Origin of the sequence: Enterobacter sp. JJBC (genome assembly GCF_036936505.1) — a bacterium.
Classification (GTDB): Bacteria; Pseudomonadota; Gammaproteobacteria; order Enterobacterales; family Enterobacteriaceae; genus Enterobacter; species Enterobacter hormaechei_C.
Genome location: NZ_CP136935.1, coordinates 413,900 through 434,156, shown reverse-complemented (window position 1 = coordinate 434,156; position 20,257 = coordinate 413,900). Strand labels below are relative to the sequence as shown.

General features: G+C 53.1%; 20 protein-coding genes and 1 pseudogene. All 21 read right to left on the bottom strand.

What is annotated here, in order from left to right:
• Positions 1-553: 553 nt before the first annotated feature.
• Positions 554-1,852 carry a shufflon system plasmid conjugative transfer pilus tip adhesin PilV gene (gene pilV / locus RY075_RS02080; RefSeq protein ID WP_338628024.1) on the bottom strand — a complete coding sequence of 433 codons (1,299 nt, stop codon included), beginning with the start codon at positions 1,850-1,852 and terminating at the stop codon, positions 554-556.
• Between the two features lie 3 nt (positions 1,853-1,855).
• Positions 1,856-2,476: an A24 family peptidase gene (locus tag RY075_RS02075; protein WP_338628022.1), complete on the bottom strand. Its 621-nt coding sequence runs from the start codon at positions 2,474-2,476 to the stop codon at positions 1,856-1,858.
• A 26-nt stretch (positions 2,477-2,502) separates the two neighbouring features.
• Positions 2,503-2,979 (bottom strand): lytic transglycosylase domain-containing protein, encoded by a 477-nt coding sequence (locus tag RY075_RS02070; RefSeq protein ID WP_338628020.1) that lies wholly within the window; start codon positions 2,977-2,979, stop codon positions 2,503-2,505.
• A gap of 3 nt (positions 2,980-2,982) precedes the next feature.
• Entirely contained in the window at positions 2,983-3,600 is a 618-nt protein-coding gene (locus RY075_RS02065; RefSeq protein ID WP_338628018.1) for a type 4 pilus major pilin, read from the bottom strand.
• Between the two features lie 16 nt (positions 3,601-3,616).
• Positions 3,617-4,729 (bottom strand): type II secretion system F family protein, encoded by a 1,113-nt coding sequence (locus tag RY075_RS02060; protein WP_338628016.1) that lies wholly within the window; start codon positions 4,727-4,729, stop codon positions 3,617-3,619.
• Positions 4,722-6,254, bottom strand: coding sequence for an ATPase, T2SS/T4P/T4SS family (locus RY075_RS02055; protein ID WP_139569396.1), 1,533 nt, complete (start codon positions 6,252-6,254; stop codon positions 4,722-4,724). The genes RY075_RS02060 and RY075_RS02055 overlap by 8 nt, the downstream gene beginning before the upstream one ends.
• 10 nt (positions 6,255-6,264) lie before the next feature.
• On the bottom strand, positions 6,265-6,783 hold the full coding sequence (gene pilP, locus RY075_RS02050; RefSeq protein ID WP_338628013.1) for a type IV pilus biogenesis protein PilP: 519 nt from the start codon (positions 6,781-6,783) through the stop codon (positions 6,265-6,267).
• The gene (gene pilO2, locus RY075_RS02045; protein WP_139569394.1) at positions 6,770-8,071 is read right to left on the bottom strand and encodes a type 4b pilus protein PilO2; all 1,302 of its coding nucleotides are present in this window, start codon (positions 8,069-8,071) and stop codon (positions 6,770-6,772) included. The genes pilP and pilO2 overlap by 14 nt, the downstream gene beginning before the upstream one ends.
• Positions 8,068-9,744, bottom strand: coding sequence for a PilN family type IVB pilus formation outer membrane protein (locus RY075_RS02040; protein ID WP_180344362.1), 1,677 nt, complete (start codon positions 9,742-9,744; stop codon positions 8,068-8,070). The genes pilO2 and RY075_RS02040 overlap by 4 nt, the downstream gene beginning before the upstream one ends.
• Positions 9,745-9,755: 11 nt before the next feature.
• The gene (gene pilM, locus RY075_RS02035; protein WP_338628011.1) at positions 9,756-10,193 is read right to left on the bottom strand and encodes a type IV pilus biogenesis protein PilM; all 438 of its coding nucleotides are present in this window, start codon (positions 10,191-10,193) and stop codon (positions 9,756-9,758) included.
• Position 10,194: 1 nt separating this feature from the next.
• Positions 10,195-11,511 carry a TcpQ domain-containing protein gene (locus RY075_RS02030; RefSeq protein WP_338628010.1) on the bottom strand — a complete coding sequence of 439 codons (1,317 nt, stop codon included), beginning with the start codon at positions 11,509-11,511 and terminating at the stop codon, positions 10,195-10,197.
• A 315-nt stretch (positions 11,512-11,826) separates the two neighbouring features.
• Positions 11,827-12,309 carry a GNAT family N-acetyltransferase gene (locus RY075_RS02025; RefSeq protein ID WP_139569391.1) on the bottom strand — a complete coding sequence of 161 codons (483 nt, stop codon included), beginning with the start codon at positions 12,307-12,309 and terminating at the stop codon, positions 11,827-11,829.
• Positions 12,300-12,584 (bottom strand): DUF1778 domain-containing protein, encoded by a 285-nt coding sequence (locus RY075_RS02020; RefSeq protein WP_139569390.1) that lies wholly within the window; start codon positions 12,582-12,584, stop codon positions 12,300-12,302. Before RY075_RS02020 ends, RY075_RS02025 begins: the two co-directional genes overlap by 10 nt.
• Positions 12,585-12,757: 173 nt before the next feature.
• Positions 12,758-13,297, bottom strand: a complete 540-nt coding sequence (locus tag RY075_RS02015; protein ID WP_338628007.1) for a single-stranded DNA-binding protein — start codon at positions 13,295-13,297, stop codon at positions 12,758-12,760.
• A gap of 17 nt (positions 13,298-13,314) precedes the next feature.
• Positions 13,315-13,518, bottom strand: a pseudogene (locus RY075_RS02010) (hypothetical protein).
• Positions 13,519-13,591: 73 nt separating this feature from the next.
• The gene (locus tag RY075_RS02005) at positions 13,592-14,089 is read right to left on the bottom strand and encodes an STY4534 family ICE replication protein (protein WP_338628006.1); all 498 of its coding nucleotides are present in this window, start codon (positions 14,087-14,089) and stop codon (positions 13,592-13,594) included.
• A 631-nt stretch (positions 14,090-14,720) separates the two neighbouring features.
• Positions 14,721-16,730, bottom strand: coding sequence for a DNA topoisomerase III (locus RY075_RS02000; protein ID WP_338628628.1), 2,010 nt, complete (start codon positions 16,728-16,730; stop codon positions 14,721-14,723).
• 13 nt (positions 16,731-16,743) lie between these two features.
• Positions 16,744-17,466 carry a TIGR03761 family integrating conjugative element protein gene (locus RY075_RS01995; protein ID WP_338628004.1) on the bottom strand — a complete coding sequence of 241 codons (723 nt, stop codon included), beginning with the start codon at positions 17,464-17,466 and terminating at the stop codon, positions 16,744-16,746.
• Positions 17,467-18,071: 605 nt separating this feature from the next.
• Positions 18,072-19,304, bottom strand: a complete 1,233-nt coding sequence (locus RY075_RS01990; protein WP_338628003.1) for an STY4528 family pathogenicity island replication protein — start codon at positions 19,302-19,304, stop codon at positions 18,072-18,074.
• Positions 19,305-19,382: 78 nt separating this feature from the next.
• The gene (locus RY075_RS01985; protein ID WP_338628627.1) at positions 19,383-19,619 is read right to left on the bottom strand and encodes a hypothetical protein; all 237 of its coding nucleotides are present in this window, start codon (positions 19,617-19,619) and stop codon (positions 19,383-19,385) included.
• A complete protein-coding gene (locus tag RY075_RS01980) occupies positions 19,619-20,215 on the bottom strand; it encodes a DUF2857 domain-containing protein (protein WP_338628002.1) in 597 nt (198 codons plus the stop codon). The genes RY075_RS01985 and RY075_RS01980 overlap by 1 nt, the downstream gene beginning before the upstream one ends.
• Positions 20,216-20,257: the final 42 nt, after the last annotated feature.

Below are 20,257 nucleotides of genomic sequence, written 5' to 3'. Positions count from 1 at the left end.
TGGCAATTCAATCAAGGCAGCTAACCCAGCAGGTTTGTGTGGAGCTACCATTATATCCCACCATGTTGAGATACCAAGTTGGGCTGCCATCTGACTGTGGGTAAACACGGCATGTCCCGTTATCCCCGGCACTCATAAGCCCTGAAACCATGCACAGTTTATGTGCTCCAGCCAACTGTTGCGTGACCCCGGATGTGCTTTTGGTCGTGAATTCACCCAACTGAACGTATGTGCCTACATCTCCCCCTTTCCACACACCGGATTGACAGTTTAATCAGTAGTGCAGTTTACAATAGCCTGGAAACACGCTTCTCCTTTTGAATTATTGGGCAAAACTATGTAGAAACGGTTGTTAACCGGGTCGAGAGCCATTGAATCCGGTGAGTTATGATTTGAACCATCAGACCAACTTTTTAAAGCATATGAACCACCAATCGCCACTGTACCGGACGGGCAATAAGCATAGGTAACCGATTTGTTCGTGCATGTTGTCTCTCCAAACACTGTTTGCATTTTGATTTTTGAAGTGCCTTTCCACACACCGGATTGACAGTCAGTAATCGAGTATAATTTTTATACAGCTACAGTATCCATTTGGAGCCTGACCTGGCTGAATAACAGGGCAATTATCGTCAGTTCTGGGGGTATAACCTACGTAATCATCTGAACGCCCTTTATCGAACGATGTTCTTCTGCAGTAGTACCCCGAATGTCCCTTACCGGGGCTAATCCACACACCGGATTGACAGGAAAGTATGGCACCAGCAGCATCGCGGCTTACAAGACCATTCGACGGACAAACTGCGCCTGCAGTATTAACACCGTCAAGCTGTAAAACCTCCCCTGTAGACAGTATTCCATCGGCCCGTACGCTTCCGCCACGAACTTGTCCCCCGGTATAAATATTTTTGTTATTAACCGCCCGTACCCAGTCATTATCCGACATGTAAAATCCGCCCTGATAGGTTTCATTGAGCCACCCCTTACTGCCCCGGGTTATCATCCAGCCGTTATTACTGCGGATATCATTACTGGCCGTCATCCCGCCATTCGCGGTCACATTACCGGCAGCCGCCACATTACCGCCTGCAGAGACATTTCCACTGGCAGTGACATTCCCGCTGAAATTACCGGTCTGCCCGTTCACCGTTGCAGCATTATTGATATTATTGCTCCCCATATCGATACTGGTATGCATCCGGTTCAGATCAGGTTTACCCGTTACGGCAAAACGGTACAGACGGTCTGAATCCTGGCGGGCTTCATTCAGGGCATCCGTGGTGAGCAGCGTCGCGATATGTCCGGTCGTGGAGGTGATACCAAATGCCGTCAACGGAAGTGTCCAGCTCTGATTGGCCCCCGTAACAGTCGTATTGCTACCCCAGATATATGCTCCAAGTCCTGAACTGATTGATACAGAGATGTCGCGTACTCCCATGTAGGGGAGAGAGGTACCGCCCTGACTGACAATAAGTCCCTGCAACTGATCGGTGTTGGTTGCATTTCGGACCAGCGCAGCACGCAGCTGCTGGCCAGATGAAATGGTTTCGCTGAACCCCGATTCGAGAAAACCGGTATTTTTCAGCATATCCGCAGTCACAATAACAGGCTTTGTCGTTGTCGCTGAATTCAGCAACGTATCGTAGTATTTTCCCGTATAGGCCCGAACGGCCTGTGTAAACCGGGTAACCTGCCGGGCGCTCACCTGCCAGTCCTGACGGGCAAAGTATTCGTCCCATCGCTGCACACCCCAGATAACAACACTTATCAGGATGACAAGTGCCGCGCCGGTGGACGCAAGAGCCCAGCCACGATCCTTATGGGGTACCGGAATTACAGTTTCAACAGTCATGGTTCACCACATTACATCAGTTTGATAAAGCGGGATCAGCATCGCGCCCAGCGCGCTGTATCCGAGCCAGGGTCCCATGGGACCACCGGTACGACGGGACAACATCAGCCAGATAAAAAAGCCACCGGCCCCCATAACCGTGACATACAACGCAGGCAACAGACTCAGCCAGGCGCCCAGCGCACCACCCAGCCAGACATCCCCGAGTCCCAGAGTCTCCTTCCCCGTCAGACAGTAGCCGGCACATCGCCACATCATCAGGCAGCCCCAGACGACAAGAGCCGCACCGGCATGACGTAACAGGGTGCCCTCTGCACCGGCAACAAGCAGACCCGCCGCCATGAAACTGAGCGTCATATCTCTCGGCAGATAGCCAGTCAGTTGATCGGTGAGCGTGAGGCGGAAAACAAAGACACAAAAAAGCAGAGCGCAGCACGTTGGCCATAATCCGGCCCCGGCAAACCAGTACAACGACATCACCCCCGTGTGGCTCACAATCCAGAGGGTTTCCGTCATTGAAGAGTGGCATGCATCCTCTCCGCTCAACTGTGCCAGCCCGGCACGCAATTCATCCCTGACCAGCCACAGTAGCGCAAAAAAGAGGGGTGTTATCGCTGCCGTCATCAGTGTTTCTGCAGTAAACATGGATCTCACATCACGATCCCCCTTCTCTCCCGGAGAAGCCGTACGTAAATCCGGTATATGCGATCCGCATAGGCTTCCCTTGTTTCATGCCGGTCCTTACGAAAACCCGCGTTATAGGAACCAAGGCAATTCCACGAAATGCCACAAACCTGAAAATGTCCGGCCAGGATCCAGGTCCCGATCTGCACATTGAGGCATGGACGTGTGAGCAACTCCTGCGCGCTGTTGATATAGCCCTTTTTAATCAGTCCCGGGATATGGGTGGAATTGATCTGCATCAGGCCATAATCCGTACTCACAACATTCCCGGTTTTGGGGTTACGGTTGGCATGCGTGATACCAGGCCGTTTACTGCTTTCCCCAATCGTTATGGCCTCAATCAAAAGCGGATCGACATGGTACTTTTGTCCCGCTGCGTCATAGCAGAACGCCCTGACGCAGAAAGAAAAGGGAAGCAGCAGTAATAAAACCAGGCGCAACATAACTTACCCGTTAACCTGGAATTTCATTGTGTTGGTCCCGGCACTGCCACTGTTTTTGGTGCACTCCTTACCCGCCTCTTCCGAAGTTACGGTACCGTCAGTATGCTGGGTGCTGTTAATCGCAACTTCACTGAAGATGCCCCCGTTCCCGAACTGTTGTGCCAGCGAAATACAGTCCTTCATGGGCACTTTGTTCGTGGTGATGGAGAAGCCGGAATTCATCCCCGCGCCGCTTGATACCGGTGCCAGAACAACCTGACCACCCCAGGCATTCCACAGAGTGGCTGTACCGGAATCTGGATCACCTACCACGCGCATATTGCCCGGGGCAAACCCGCGCTGAATAAAGTTGCCCGTCATAGTGGCACCACTGGTAAAGTTATAACCCGTACGCCCTCCCATATAACCCTTTGTTTTGGTTGCCATATCGGAGATATTGGTTGCTTCTGAACCACCATTGAACAGCGCCCACAGTCCCCAGATAAGACCAACCACAACAACAAGGCCAAGGATCCCCAGAATGCCGGAACCACCCTGATCTGCGGTTCCCCACCCTCTGTCCGGATAAGGCCTAACGCGCCCCGTATCCCGGTTACGTAAAACGGTCAACAAATGAGACATAAAAATTTCCTTATGATTAATGCATTGGCATGCGGGACATTTCCTGGATCTCAAAGGCCATTGAGCCCATGAGACCAAAGAAGAGTAAAATGAGAAGCATGGACAGACCGCGGGCGGTATTCGCCCGCAGTTTTACACGAGCAGTAATGTCCTCAAGCGCGCGGTCGGCGTAGCGGCTGATAAGTACAGAAGCGCCCTCCCCTTTCCCCAGCAGAGAGAGATAGTTGGCAGACTGTCGGCTGGGGAAGTTATAGCCACTGTTACGCAGTGCACGTCCGAGAGAGTTACCCCGGTTGATCCCGTCAATCGTTGCGTCAAGACGTTCACGCAGCCAGGGCGATGCAGTTTTACGCAGGGTCTTCAGCACCTCTATCTCAGGAAGACCTGCTTCGAGCAGGGCGGCGACGTTCATTAGAAATACAGCCCCCTGCAGATCGGAATAGAGAGACCAGGGCATAAACCGGTCAGCAAACTGACGAAACCGGCCAGTCCAGCGGGGAAGTGACCAGAGGACAACAGCGAGGAGCACGATGAAGGATACCCCACATACAAGCCCCCACTGATTTGTGAACTCAGCCATGCTGTTCATGCCCCCCAGAGCGCCGGACCATGTCGCTGGATCGGACATTTGGCTTAGCGTTGGCACAATTTTTACAGTGTTAATCACCATCATTGCACCGAAGAGGACAACAAACAGCGCCGGATAAGTTGAGGCAAAAATCACCTGCTGCAGAATGCGTCCACGCACATCTATCAGCCGTTCAGACTGTTCCAGCGCGACAGACAGCGTTTTACCTTTGCGACCTGCACCCAGTAATGCGGCTTCTTCTGCCGGTATCCAGCGTGCCAGCACATCCTGAAGTTGCTGCCCGGGGCGGTTGTCCCGGAGCGCCTGCAGGCAGTCTTCGACCAGCTCCGAATAAGGATGCCACTGTCGGCCAAAATCGGTATACACATCGCCGATCATACGAAAGGCTTCAGCATCCGCTTTGCCGTTCTCCAGCAGGAAACGTAACACTTCATAAAATGGCTTACGTCGCTTGCCGGTAAAGGAAAGGCGTAAAAAATGATAGCGGACACGCTGAATAACATTCATCGCCCGTGAGGGGCGGAAACAGTTCTCAGACACTGGCCACCTCCATTGCAAGCAATTCATCTTCATCAAGAGGCACTTCAACATCCCCCATCAGTGGATCGACAAGCCCTTCATTCAGCCGGATCAGAAGGTGGATACGACGACTGATACCGCCGTTATTAAGCCAGTACTGACGTGCTGCCGCAGTTCCCTGAGAGAGCCAGAGAGACATAAAACGCGCGTCGGTCGGGATAATTTCTACTATCGCGGTCCGGCCGGTTATCCCCCGGCTTATCACACGACCTGTCAGCTCAATGGTTCTGCAACAATGTTCACACCCTTCAGGATTGTGAAATCGCAGATTCCCGGGAGTGCATACACCAGGTTCTGTGCAATATTTTTCCAGATAGACGCGCGTTTCCACCGGTAACTGCGGTGCCATCTGCGCCCAGGTCAGACTACAGTGAGGACACAGGGTCGGCACGAGACGCTGGCTCACAAGTCCTCTCACCAGTTCCGCATCGGCGATCAAACGTCTGTCAGCCCCCATGACTTCCATTCGGGGTAAAGCGCCCGCAGCGCTGTTGCTGTGCAGGGTATCGAACACAAGGTGTCCGGCATGTGCCGCATGAATGGCAGCGATGAGCGCATTTATCTCCTGCATCTCCCCCAGCAGGATCGCATCAGGATCAGAGCGCACTACCGCAGCATTGCTCTTGTCCCAGTCACCGTTAATGACAGGGGTCTGGATAGCGCCGGCGATTCGCCCTTCAACAGGGTTTTCCACTGTCAGCAGGCGTTTACGGTGCCGGGTACGCACAAGCCACATATTGCTGAAAATGCGAAGGGTGGTACTTTTACCGGACCCGGTTGGCCCGGTGAGTAAGACCAGTCCGTTGGGAAAACGAATAATGTGTTTAGCAAGAGCAATCTGCTCAGGTAAGAACCCCTGCTGCTCAAGTGTTGGTACCCGATCGCTGTCATCCACTATGGTTCGCAGCGCAACGTAAATCCCATCGGCTGTCGTCATATGCTGGTAGCGCGCACCAAACAATCCCGCTGCGCGCACGAATTTAGCGTCAACACGTCCAGCCTGCATGTCGCTGTCGTTGAACGTTGCAGGGATCCGGATATCACACATCGACATAAAGAGGGTCTGAATGAGCGAATCCCCCTCCTCACTCGTCAGCTCGTCAATCACTTCCAGTTCGCCATGTATGCGCATTTCGATGCGCGCCAGGCCAATACTGCGCATAATCGTAATATGGATATCTGACGATCCCAGTTGCTGGGCCAGCGCAAAATACCCCACCATACGCTTCTGCACATCGCTCCATGCTTCATCAACTGCAGCACTGACCAGCTGTGCCGACTGAGTGAGCCGAAATTTTTCACGGCGAGCCTTAAGATCACCGAGCGACACAAACTCCGGTTTCGCATAAGGAAAACGCCGGGTCTGATCCATCACCCACCGCTGGATACGTACATCAGTACGGCGGTTTTTGTCGATGACCAGCGAGATCTGTCCGGCGGACTGTTCCACCAGGACAAACTCTTCAATTTCTGCATATGCACTCATTGCCGCTTCCTCAGAATGTCAGATCGCTTCCGTCGCTGAGGCGAACGGCCTCTCCGCTTATGGACGTCACTTTCCCCTTCATGCCCGGTACGACATCCCCTTTTTTAATTTCCGTCACGCCCCCACCCGGCAGGGTGACGCGCGCACGGAGGGCACCGGGTTTCCCGTAGATTTCCTGCAGGCGAACCCGCTCCAGTGAACGACTGACGGAAGAGATCTCCGGAGTTTGAGTCTGAGAAACAACCACAGCAGATGCCTGGGGATAACTGACAGGAGCCCCTTCCGCCAGGTTGCTTCTCGTCTCAACGGATGATTCCGCCTGACGTAACTGTTGCTTCAGGCGTGCCGTCTGAACCTGCTGCTCAAGCACCATATTGCGGGCCTGAGCCAGCTCAAGCTCTCCGCTGGTAACGTTGTCAGGAATGACTGGCCTGACGGTCATCCTTTCATCAGCAAATGCCTGACTCATCAGTGCCAGCAGGGTCAGACCGCATGGCAACAGCCAGCGAAGTGCATTATTTTTTTGCATACAGGCTCCCGCGCAGGGTGTAGTTATAAAGCCCCTGTGGGCTTACGGTGTAAGAAATGGAACTGAGACGAACGCCCCTGGCGTCCATCCCCTCAAGCAGCAGTTCTGGCATAAGCCCGGTTGAAAGCGTAAAGGTGTATTCCTGCCAGTCGGTTTTCGGTTGTTCGCTTTTCGTACCGGGCAGCGCTTCAGGTTGCTTCACCTCACTCAGCTGAACCGGGACATTTTTACGCTGCATGTGGGAGATGAAACTTTTCAGGCGTTCATTTGCCGGACGAAGCGGTTCATCCTGCAGCGAGTTCGCGTCAGGTAAGCCAAAATGAATAAAGACGTTTCCGTTCTTTCCACCGTCAACAAAATCAAACGTTGCCGGATGCCCGTACAGCTGGACGACCCGCCGGTCAAAGTTTTCAATGGTACTACCCTGAGCCGCTTCGTAATGCAGCCGAAGCCCCTGCTGCTGCTCATCACATTCCCCCACTGAAACACGCCATCCCACAATTGACATCCGGGACTCACTACGGGTAGCCCAGCACGCCTTCAGAAATACCGGGACCGTAAACCGTGTCACCCACGGACCGGGAAGCTTCTCTGGTTGTACTGCCTCTTCGGGTTTGATGACATTGACGACCTTTCGGCTCGCCTCGATAGCCGCATCCCGGGCTGCCTGTGAAGATTCGTTCTGGATCCACAGGCCTGTAGCCACCAGGGCTGCCACAATGGCAATAACGGTTAAAGGTCTGCGCAGGGATACTTCATTCAGACGGGCACGGGCCATAGTCTGAGCAGACAGACCCTCTACCAGCATTTTCCAGCTGATATTCTGCTGGTGATCCGCAACGCAACTCCAGCCCTCCTCACCGGGATCGTTGAACGTCAGAAAATGGTTACGGGCCGTGCACACTTCCTGAAGCGTGCCGGTCACATCTGCCATCACGGTAAGCTCGTCGCGGACCGTTGCCAGAAAGACCCATTTGTTATTGTCTTCATCAAGACGGTACAGACCATGGCTGCTGCCACCGATAGCACTCTGGAATACAGATGCCAGTGAATACAACTTAACCCCGCGACGAGTTTTTTCGGGGCTGACCAGCCCTGTCACTTTGCCGGTCCCCTTACCACTGGTTACCCAGTGCGTATCGTTGAGACGCAGACGGGTAAGGAGGTCTGTTGCTCCGGATTGCGTCCAGTGCATGCCGGCAACCCAGCCAGTACGACCATCCAGTACCAGAACGCCAGCGGTGCGTTCCCCCTGCGGTAACCGCTTTCTGCTTTTTCTGTAGATCATGGCATCAGCACCGGTGTGATAAGAATAACCAACGTTGAACGCTTACTGGCACCGGTACGTCCACCGCCTAAACCAAAGAAATCAGCAGAACCCATCCCCTGTTTATCCGCCGAGTTAGAGACCTGATCGGCACCGGTGACCATGATGGTTTCGCCTGAACGCATATTGAATTTCTGGGTAATCGCCTCTTTGGAATAAGCGGCCAGATCATTACGGGTATTGCCGTCCGCGCTGATGAACTTCTCAATCTTAGGTGGGGTGTCATAGCTGAATGCGAACTGCAGCTGTACGTCGCCATTATCCTGAATGGAAGGCACAGCCGTCATGAACAGACCCGTCGTGAGGGTCGTGGTGGTCATTGTCGAGGTCACCCCGACATTGGCCGTTGCCGTCGATGCACTGCTGGTGATCATCCCCTGCTGGTTTGAAAGCTGGTACGGCACCGGTGTGAAATTCGTTGTCAGGCGGGTCTGTCGGGTCACAACACTAACGTCCCCCTGTTCAGACAGCGCCTTAACAATCAGATTGCTGCCTGCAAAATGCCCTGCCTTTCCGGTTGCGGTGTCAAGAACCGATACCCCCATCGACCCCGCACCGGTGGATGCAGCATTGAAGGTGCCTTTGACATTGATCCCGTAGTTCCGAAGGGAGTTCGTAACAAGGTCAAGATCCATTCCCAGCTCATGATTAACCGACTGAGTGACGGTTAAAATCTGGAAATTCAGCTGAACCTGACGATTGAGAATTTTGTTTTCATATTCAACAAAACTTGCCACGCGATTATGCACTTCCGGTGTGTCGGTAACCGTCAGCGTGCCACTGGAAGAGGACAGGAAGAATCGCCCGACGTTTGGCGTAAGAATTTGCGCGATGGTTTTGCGTATATCATCAAAAATTTCACTGCTGAGCCCGTATGCTGTTTTTTGCTCGGTGCTGACTTCGCCTGAGCTGGAAGAGCCATCACTGCCAAGTTGCGTACCTGACCCCGAATTGATCGAGGCAGAACTGTCGATCCTGGTGTTCATAAACGACAGCTGGTACATACGGGTATCAAAGCGATAGAAGAGAATTCCACCATTTTCCATACGCCAGGAAAGCCCGTACCGGCTTTCTGCCACATCAAGCAGCCCCCGCAGTTGAGCATCCCATTTGATACCTGCCATGATACCGGCACCAGAGTTCGCGACAGGTGACGGGTTACCGTTCCGGCCATTTATGGCAGCAAGAGAAACGCGCCCGTTATCATCAGGGGCTGGCAGGGAGCCGGATACCTGCCGTGTTGCACCATCACCGGCGCTGCCTGTCGACAATGATGCAAGGGCATCAGGTGTGAACGACACCCTTATGCCGCAGACAGAGGTAATGCGCTGTGCCAGCTCAGGAAGAGTCACACCATCAGGACGATTGATCAGAATGGGACAGTCAGGCACGTTTCTGTCATCAGATACTGCCGACGAAAGCCCGATGGGTTTCAGATCAACCCAGGGTTTTTCAGTCCAGGTCACCAGCTGTGGCGGGCGGGCCGTTTTACTGTCAATAATCCGTGTTGCAGTATCACCTTCCGCGCGCGCCTGCTTTTCGATTTTATTAATTTCATGCCAGGCACAGCCGGAGAGCAGAACAAGGGATATCGCCATTGCGGTTGCGCGTAAACGAGGCAGTAAGGATGTCATCCGGCCTTCCTTCAGTTGAGATAAACGATGTTTCCTTCCGACATCCCGGCCGGTAAGGAGAGATTCATATCGGAGCCATCCGCCATGAGCAGATGACCGCCGGTAACAGAAAGGACCAGCGCAGAGCCTGATGACAGACGATTGAGCGCAGATCGCAGACCGGGTTGTTCAGGTGTCCATATCCAGAGCCGGCCACCGCCGATCGCCGCACGAATGCGGGTATCCGGAGCCGGTGAAAAGCTGAACTGTGAGAGATTCAGCCTGCCGTCAGGGAGGTTGTGGCTGTAACGCCAGTCGTTGACCATGCTGGCTGTGCGCAACATATCGTCAGCCAGCAGCTCTGCCGCAGCACTATCCTGTTGTGCCTGCTGTTCAGAGATATCCACCGAGGTGATGCTGTTCGTCACCAGCATCACCAGCATTGCGATGGCCACAATGGCGTATCCCATGTTATTGCCCGCCCTGAAGCGGTTTATCGTTGACGTATACCAGGCACTGGAGACGGTTTGCTGACGCGTAAAGCGGTTTTTCTGCCGGGCGATACAGCTCAAACAGCTGCACCACAACTGACTCGAAATTCCCCCGCAGGGTAAGAGGAGCCTCGATACGATAATTCACGGAGGTTGGCCAGATGACGACCCATGTCGGGCTGCTGCCACTTTCGCAGTGAACAGAAGCGGCCCATTGCGACAACGTGTCCTTTAACGTGGTTCCGGCCAGCGCAGTCCAGACCTGTCCATCAGGTAACGATGTCAGCGGGGCCCCCGGAGTGAAAACAGACTTTTCACTGACAGTAGCAACGGAACCCGGCATCGGGGTATGCCGTGTTGTTTTAACCTGAGGAGTACTGTCAGCTTTCGAAACGCCCAACGCAGCTTTATTCAGAGGGGCTGATTTAGCCATCATGGTCGCCGGTGCAGGTGCCAGCGCTGTGGAAGGATGTACCTTACCGGAGGAAGCACGGACGGCGATGCCTGCCTGAGTTTTCTGCGCCGGAGCCGGTAACTGCTGCTCAGAAGACTCACTGGCAGAAAATGGGTTACGTGGTGTGCCGGGAACCGCAGGCGCTGTCACCTTAACAGCAGAAGATGAAGCGGCTTCTGACACACTCGAATTACCCGGACGTGCGGGAGGCAGCGGGTAACTGTTAGTTCCGGTTACGGCAGGTTGCGAAGTACCCGTCAATAGTGAACCCGTGACAGGGTATTTCCCCGCGTCCTGGCTGGCTGAAGTGCCCTGCGCGGCAACAGATGTTGCAGGCGCAAGGTGGCGGTATTCATCACGCAGCACAAAACAGATTTCTCTGTTCAGGTCATCGACCCGCATACGCCAGGCCGGGCCAGCCAGGATCTGTAACGCATCACCAAGCTTAACGGGGCCAATTGAGCGCTGCACAGCCGGAAGCGGCTTGATGAACAGTTCCGAATAGACGCCGGGCTCGCCTGAACACAGCGAGTATCCGGATCCAAGCATCACATAACGCATACCTTCCCCGATGGTATTCACCACCTGTGCCGGCATCCGGATGTCGATAATCTGACTGAGCGGATCACGCTGCGCATCAACAGGGCGCGTGCTGGCAAGGGTGTAGCGATCGTAACGAACGACTTCAGGGGAACGGTTCTGATAAAGATCCTGAACACGCAGCGAGCCCTGCAACCTGCTCACGGGTACAGAGCGAGAATTAAAATCGGTGCAACCGGCTGCAAGCAGGCAGAGCGTGATGGCTCCAGGCCGATGCCATGTCTGCAGGTTTATTTTTACCATCAGGATCCCCCAGGATTAGTCCGAAACAAGTCGGATATTCTGGCGGGGATGCCTTTTCGGACAATGCAAAACTATTACTGCGAACTGAAGAAAATGTCTCCGTAGGGCAACGACAATAAGACCTGGAATGCCCGTTTCATGGACTTTCGCCATTTTCGGATGTCAGCGCGGGGATCAGGCCATAAAAAAGCGCCAGATTAACCGGCGCATTCGTCTGCAATGAAGAGATTATCAGGCAACGCGATGTGGAACATAGGTCACAGTCACCACAAACATCGGACGGTTTTGCCCTGACACCGGACAATCATGAAACCATCATATTTTGTAGAATAACGTGTTAGCGGCAACCGGTGACTCAACAAAGCCAAAGTATTCGTAGAACGCTTTAGCCTGCTCATTGATCGCATGTACCATGATAGCCTTGATCCCGACCTGATCTGCCAGATTCGAGACGCGTATCACCGCGTCATTCAGCAGCCATTTTCCAAAGTTATGCCCCTGAGTACAGACATCGACTGCAAGGCGCCCCAGTAAGACAACCGGTACAGGATCTGGCATATTCTGGCGCAGGCTACGCCCCAAATCGACATGACTCACAGAGCCCGTCGCGATGGAATAATACCCCACTACACGCAGGGTACCTTCCAGGCAGATCACGAAAGTGCGTGAAGCATTCAGATGCTGATTCTTCATCGCACGCCGGCGAAGCCAGTCATCAAGTACCTCATTCCCACAATCGAACGGTTCAAGAACATGCTGTTCTGTCAGTAAAGCAGGCGCAGTGACATTTATTTCCATTCAGGTTTCACATCCATCAGCCGCTGACGACCTTCAACATTCTGTACAGGCGCTTCCAGCTGCTTAATGAATGCCTGGTAACGGGCGTCATCAAGAACGAACACGCGTTGATCCAGGATTATGTTCTGCGCCTCGTGCACAGCCTTCTCAATGATGAAGTCAGTACGATTTTTGTTAACCAGACTGGCGGCATAATCAATCACTGCACGCTCTTCATCAGTGGCCCGGATATTTATTTGCTTGTCACGAACAGATTTACGGGCTGTAGTTTGCATGTTCCCTCCACATGGTAACAGATTGCTATACACTCATAATAGCTTACATGGTAGCAAGTTGCTATACATTAGCATCCTGCAGAGAGAGGTATGTTGCGGTGCATTTTCCTCTGCCAGCAGTTCAACAGAAGTAAAAAAAGCGCCAGTCAAACTGGCGCACTTGTGAAACCGTATCAGGAAATGGCGTAGATCGCTTTTCGGCAGATCCCATATCCATGCCCCAGAAACGGTATGTCATCGTCAAAATCCATTGGAGGTTCATTTGCAGGATTGTGTGGTGCTGTGGGTTGCTGCGCCTGAGACTGTCCCCGGTTTCCCTGAGGCTGGGCAGACTGTTGACCGCTTCCGGAACCTGCAGGGGTATTACGACCACCCAGCATCTGCATCGTCCCGTTTACGCCCACCACAACCTCTGTTGTCCAGCGTTCTGTCCCACCATTGTCGGTCCATTTGCGGGTTCGCAGATGGCCTTCAAGATAAACCTGTGAACCCTTTTTCAGATATTCACCAGCGACTTCGGCGAGTTTGCCAAACAACACAACACGGTGCCATTCCGTATTTTCCTTCATTTCACCGCTTTGTTTATCGCGCCAGGATTCTGACGTTGCAATGCTCAGCCCGGTAACTGCGGTGCTATTTGGCATGTAACGCACTTCGGGGTCCTGACCGAGATGGCCAACGAGAATAACTTTATTAATTCCGCGACTTGCCATGACGTAATCTCCTGTACCTAATCATATTCGCGCTGCGTCCATTCCTCTTTCTCAAGAGCAATGTCAGCCTGCAGACTGGTTTTGTAATATTCGACCGATTCACGGGACACGGGACCCATTTCGTTCGCGGCACCGATATAAAAACCGCGCTGGCTGGACAAAACCTAGATGTGTAGCTCAAACCCGGCTTCTGCTGCTAATAAACTGAATGGATGCTCCATGTGAAAACTCCGTTACGTTATCGGGAGAGGTAAATCCCCCGAAAGAGATTTACCGGATTTGAGAAAAAAAGAATCAGAACGAGTTCGGATCGTAATCCCTGGTTGCTGCAGAACCCTGTTCAGGGGTTTGAGAAGCATTTGGTACGGTGTAAACGACGTCCTGGCCTTTCTTAATGAACTCAACCTTAATCAGTCGGGCTTTCAGAGAAGGTCTGGATTCGCCAGCATGTTCACCAGACTGAAGGGTAAACACATCAGCTTTAAGGCCGCTCAGCACAAAGCCCAGCAGGACTTTTTCTTCTTCATCCACGGCCTTCTGGCAGCGATTGATGAGTTTTGTCGCTTCAGGACCCGCAACAGTGACATCGAAACGGGTGTAAGACGCGTTGTCAACTGGACCGGTGAGGGCATTGATAACGGCGCAGGTAAATTCACCGTTTGGCCCCTGTACACGACGAATCGAGCTCAGGTAGCCGATACCGGTGACATTGAGATTGAAATACTCTTTTTTCTGGCTGGCAGAAGAAGAGGTGGTGGAAGAAGCAGTAGCAGTGGTGGTGGTAGCTGTCATGATGTTATCTCCGGAGTGAAAACTAAACAGGTAGCGGAGAAACATCTGTCCCTGACGGGATAATGTTTCCCGCAGGGAAGTCAGCAGAACTATGCCGACTGGCTGTATGTGTGAAATGGACCTCAACTCGCCGGGAGCGCCTGTTCTCAGAGGTTAAACAGGTTTAACAAAACCACCCGAAGGCGCCACTCGCAGGTTTATGTGGCATTGGCATGTGATTACCCGAAGGCGCCTGTCTCAAATCACTCAGGCATTGGCAGTTGTCGGTGACAACAATTAGCCTCTTTATCATTTATTCAGACGCAGCGAATGTCAACGCCAGCGCGTATAAAAATTCATCAATACCAGCAAATAAAAAAGCGGCACCTTTCGGTACCGCCTGTGAGGTCTGCACCACAGACCTGAGGTTGAACTGCTGACGCAGTTGCTCCGGGGGTGTGTTCAGGACCCGGCACGGTTTCACGGAGTTTTGTGCCTTCATGGCTCACGTTCAGGTGTGGACGTAGCCATACAGACTGTATCCTGCCAGCACTGCATTAGGTGCTGACAGAACCCGCAGTCACGGGGTGCGGCTTCAGAGCCGTGGCAACAATACCAAAGGCATACTGTCCCCGCAATGAGGGACAGGCATTTAATTGTTCCCGGATTTTGCAGACTTAGATCTGCGCGTACTTTTACGTTTTCCCGTCTCGCTATTGATGATCCCTTTACAATCCGGATAACGATGACAACCCCAGAAATCACCCTTCTGCCCTTTTCTCAGGCGGGTTTTACCCCCACACAAAGGACAGGGCGGTGTGGGCGGGACTCTGATATTCACCCGCTGTTGTCCCCCCAGACTGACAAGTTTGCGCGTCCATTCGACCTGACGTTGCAAAAAATCATTCAGGATAAGGCGTCCTGCAGCCACTTCATCCAGAGCCTGCTCCCACAGAGCAGTCATTCCGGGGTCAGTGAGTTGCGATGGCAGGGCGTCAATGACGTCAGCACCCAGTTCACTCGCACGCAGCTGTTTGCCCTTACGCACGATAAACCCACGGTTCAGCAATTGCTCAACAATACCTGCCCGGGTGGCTTCAGTTCCCAGCCCGGCGTTGTCCTTAAGCACCTTGCGAAGTGCGATATCAGTAACAAACACTGACGCGTTCATCATCGCGCCGATAAGCGTTGCAAAAGTATAGTGCGCCGGCGGACGGGTCATTTGTTGCACAACCTCTGCACCACTCACCCCACACCGTTCCCCCTTACCAAGAGGAGGAAGTTCAATACTGGCATCATCATCCCCGGCACTCTCGTCTTCATCCTTACCGAACAGAGCTTTCCAGCCCTTTATCACCTCTGTCCTTCCGGTGGTGCGGAACAGTTGCCCACCAATATCAAACTGCAGCCGGGTAATGTCTGATTCATGCAACGGGAGAAACTGGGCCAGATAGTTACGGCGAATGAGCATATAAACACGTCGCTCAGCTTCACTCAGCGCAGACAACTGAAACGCATTTCGCGTGGGGATAATACCGTGGTGTGCAGTAATTTTTTTATCGTCCCAGATACGCGAAACAAATGAGGTATCAAGACCTGAAAGGAGAGAAGAACATTCCGGATCAGAGCGTTTAATGGCGGAAAGAACTGCAGGGATTTCCTCACGCATTGACTCCGGCAGGTAACCACAATCGGTGCGTGGATAGGTTGTAGCCTTGTGCTTCTCATAGAGACTCTGTGCAGTATCGAGCACCTGCTGAGGCGACATATCCCACAACTGACCACATGCCTGCTGTAATGTGCCAAGCGAGAAAGCCAGCGGCGCAGCGGCTTTTTCACACTTCGTCTCACATTCTGCGACGGTCGCGACTCCAGCCTGCCGACAAAGCTGCGTCACCTGCTGCGCAATATTGTGATGTATGCAGCGCTTTTCCTCGTCTGTATAGACCTTTGCAGGCACCCATTGTGCCGGAAACGTTTTTCCGCCCGCACTGAGCAGCACCTTCACCTGCCAGAAGGGCTTAGGTGCGAATGTCGCGATCTCCCGATCACGACGTACAACTAACGCCAGAGTCGGGGTCTGCACTCGCCCCACAGAAATCACGCCATCAAATCCAGCCTGTGCGGCAAGCAGAGTATACAGGCGTGACAGATTCATTCCGATGAGCCAGTCGGCACGCGCGCGGCCAAGCCCCGCATGATACATTCCCAGCGTTTCAGAACCCGGTCGCAGATCCTGCAGGGCTGCACGGATACTCATCTCATCAAGGGCTGATAACCAGAGTCGCTGTACCGGACCGTCCCACCGACAATATTCCAGCAGCTCACGTGCAATCACTTCGCCTTCTCTGTCCGCATCCGTGGAGATAACGACATCATCAACCTGGCGCAGCAGACGTTCAATCACCCTGAACTGAGCCTGCGTTTCCTTTTTGACGCTCACCTGCCAGGGGGAGGGCAAAATGGGCAGAGCAGAGAGAGACCATGGTTTACCATACTGTGTACCGTATGCCTCCGGCGGAGCGGTCTCCAGCAGATGTCCTACGGCCCAGGTAACTGTAACGCCCGGACCAGTCAGAAAGCCGTCACCACGTTTTGTGGCACCCAGAACATTTGCCAGATCCCTCCCCTGTGAGGGCTTTTCACAGATAAAAAGCCGCATCATGATCCCCTGGTCAGGCCGCCTGATAACGCATACGAAGCAGACTGACGCTCGATTCGTTGACTGGTGGTGAGAACGCTGAGCGCTTTTCTCCAAGAAGAACTGACTGGTCAGGCTCCCCTGCAGCCTCACAGGCTTGTTTCCATGTGTTGTTATTTTCCACAGCATCGAACCGGGTTGCATCAATGCGGCGATACGACAGGACAAATCCGTAGACCTGGCGGATTAACCGTCCACCTTCACCAAGATACTGGTCACGTCGGGAACGCGTAATTAATCCATAGTGCGACGCCTGCAGAGCCTTTTTCGCACACTGATCGAAACCAACCAGCAGAAACACACATCGGTAACCCAGGGGCGTTCGGGTGAATACCTGAATATCAAGTGGCTCAACGGATGCCACTTCGGTAAGCGTAATGCCTGGAGGCAACGCAGACATCTCAGTATCCAGTTGCTGTATCAAGGCAGTCATTGCATCTGAGGCCGCTTTAATCTTCCCTTCCAGATTAAGCATAGCCTCGTCAGCCCAGGGATTATTTCGCAATGAATCCTGGTTAATGAGCGTCGCCCGGTGGAAAAACTGAGGCATACCGATGATGCCATGCCTGGCCGGTTTTTCCCCGTCTTGTTTTTCGGGCTGGCGACCCTGCCAGAGCCCAATTGCGTAGTTCGTATGTAGTGCGATCGTCATTTCAGACTGGAGCGAACCGGTTCGTTTCTCGTTTTTTTCTGCCATCGTTGCCACCTGCATTCAGTTAAGATGAGCTGGCATAGTCCTGAAACACCGGTGCCCTCAACAATGTGAAACTCATAATTCCACCCATCAAATTGCAGGATGTTCATTTTTTGTTCTTGTCGCACCCCGCAACAAGGCCATTTTTCAACCAGAAAAATACTTACCCAACAAGACGCAGATAGCCAAATCCGTTACCTGATTATTTTTTGCACTTGCTGCGCCCCGCAGCAAGGTTATTTTTCAACCAGAAAAAATACCTACCCAATAAGACGACTGATAGTCAAATCCGTTACCTGATTATTTTTTGTTCTTGCCGCGCCCCGCAGCAAGTTTTTTTTTCAACCAGAAAAAAAATACCTACCCAACAAGACAACTGATAGTCAAATCCGTTGCCTGATTATTTTTTGTTCTTGCTGCGCCCCGCAGAAAGGTTATTTTTCAACCAGAAAAAATACCTGCCCAACAAGACGACTGATAGTCAAATCCGTTACCTGATTATTTTTTGTTCTTGCTGCGCCCCGCAGCAAGGTTGCTTTTGTACGATTATTTTCGTTGAGTAACCGGATTGCGAGTAGCAGCCTGCTCTAAAATTAACCAGTATTATTTCACTTCCCAACCTTCTGCCGGATAGCTGCGATCATCGCCCTGACCTGCTCCTGAGAAGGGCGGTTCGCCGGCGGAACGGGGAAGCTGACAGACGGTACTGTGCGTACATCAGCCGGACAGGAAGCTTTCCCTCCAGAACCGGAAGGTACCGTATCCTCCGAAAGTTTCAGCTCACCGCTTCGGGCCCTTCGCAGCATGGAGAACAGCCAGCCCACCGGATTGTTGAGCCTGCCGCGGGTCTGCTGCTCACGCAGCATGTCACCCAGAGCCTTTGCCATCGTCTCCGGCAGCGAAGCCATCTGCGTACTCAGCATCTGCCGGTCTTCGCTGTTCAGACCGTTCAGAAAATCGTCCGGCAGGAAATGCTCACCACCCGGTACGTACGTTTTTTTATTCACACTGTGTGTGAAAGAACGTACGTTACAGTCCGAATTCCGGACTCCGGTGTAAGCCGTTGATTTTGTACTGAGTCCGTTTTCAGGACTCTGTGATATATCAGCCTTAAGGGCACTGAGTCTGTTTTCCGGACTCGGTAAATTCGGGTTGTTTTTTATGCGTTTTTTACTGAGTCCTGATTCCGGACCCGGTTGTACGGCCTGTCGCTGACGGGCCATTTGTTCTGGTGTGGCCGGAGCACTCAGCCGGTGTTCAATAATGGCCAGGCGGCTGTGACGGTGGCGCATTCCCGGGTCCTGCAGGATGTCATTCACTACCGCCAGGGCGGTCATACGGACGGCTTTATTCCTGCTCAGGCAACTTTCTTCAACAAGCGCCAGCCAGCCCGGATCAAACGTTTCAGCATCCCGGTAGCCCAGCGGCTCATCATGCTGTGCATAGATATTGCCCCGCACGCGGCCACGGTCGTCACGTACACGCTTACACAGACTGAGCCAGCCGGTAAGACGTAACATGATCAGGACGCGGCTAACCGTATCTCTGGATGCCTTATCCGAATGTGCCGATGCCAGCTGAACCTGCAGCTCATCATAGGTCGGGAACACCGCACCTTCGTTCTGCCAGGCATACAACCGGATCATCACCCAGGCTGTTTTATCCAGTGGTGAAAGACGCGTATCAAGAAACAACTGGCGGGGAAACGCATCATGCACATTTCCCATAAAGAGAAGCCCGCTGCGCTCCTGACTTACATCCCCCGTATCAACACGGCGTTCGAGATTCCGCTGCATCCTGGACAGTGTGTGAGCAACGATACTGTCTGTCGGAATGGTCATTTTCTGCTCTCCTCTTCAGCCTGAGACAGCACAATGCCGGGATAAACCCGGCATTGTGTGGTCACCAGCAGTATTCCGTTACCGCCGTATTTCACGGTTATAAGTCTCATGGTCCATCAGCCACCATTGCTGGCCACCATCCTTACTGAGGATGCGCCAGAACGGCCCCACATCTATCTTGAGATAGCCATTCCCGTTAATGGCCAGGCGGCGAAATACCTTCCTGCCACAGCATACGGCGCTGAACAGCCGCTGTGCCCGACGGCGGACTGCAGGGGAAACCTGCTGACGTGAAGAAAAGTCGGTCATCTGCATCATGCCTCCTTACGCCGTGGTGAATCGGTCCTGCGGGATGGAGAGGTCTCCCGACACCACTGACAGACTCTGCTCCAGACCGCCGTCAGTGACAGTTCAAGCTGTTCTGCAGCAAGCATCATCGCCTCCAGCGCCTGATGTGAGTCCGGGGAGGTTAGCCCGGCGGCTTTCCACTCCGTCCACAGAGCAGCGTCCTGGGATTCCGTCAGCGACTGAGTACGGCCCTGGCGCGACTCAATCCCCATGAGACGTCGGCGTGCACTGACCTCTGACGGGGACAACCCGAAATATTTATCAATCAGTTCCATTGAGCCACCAAGCTCCAGGGCACGGTCAATCATCAGCATGCGCTTCTGTTCAATACGTGCCTGATTCAGCATCAGCCAGAAATTCTCATGATTCAGTTTCACATCCAGCACGGATACATGGGACTGGCTCAGGTAGTGCAGTTCATCAAGGTTAAGCTGACTCAGCGCACGGATTTCCTCCACCGACATACCCAGTGACTCGCAACGGCGGATATTGCCGTTTTTGATATCCATCAGCAGCGATGAAAGAATGGCCGTCGTGGCCTGTGAAAGACTGAGCTGGCTCATAAGATTCCTCCCGGGCTGGCAACAAGCAGAACATCAAAAAAC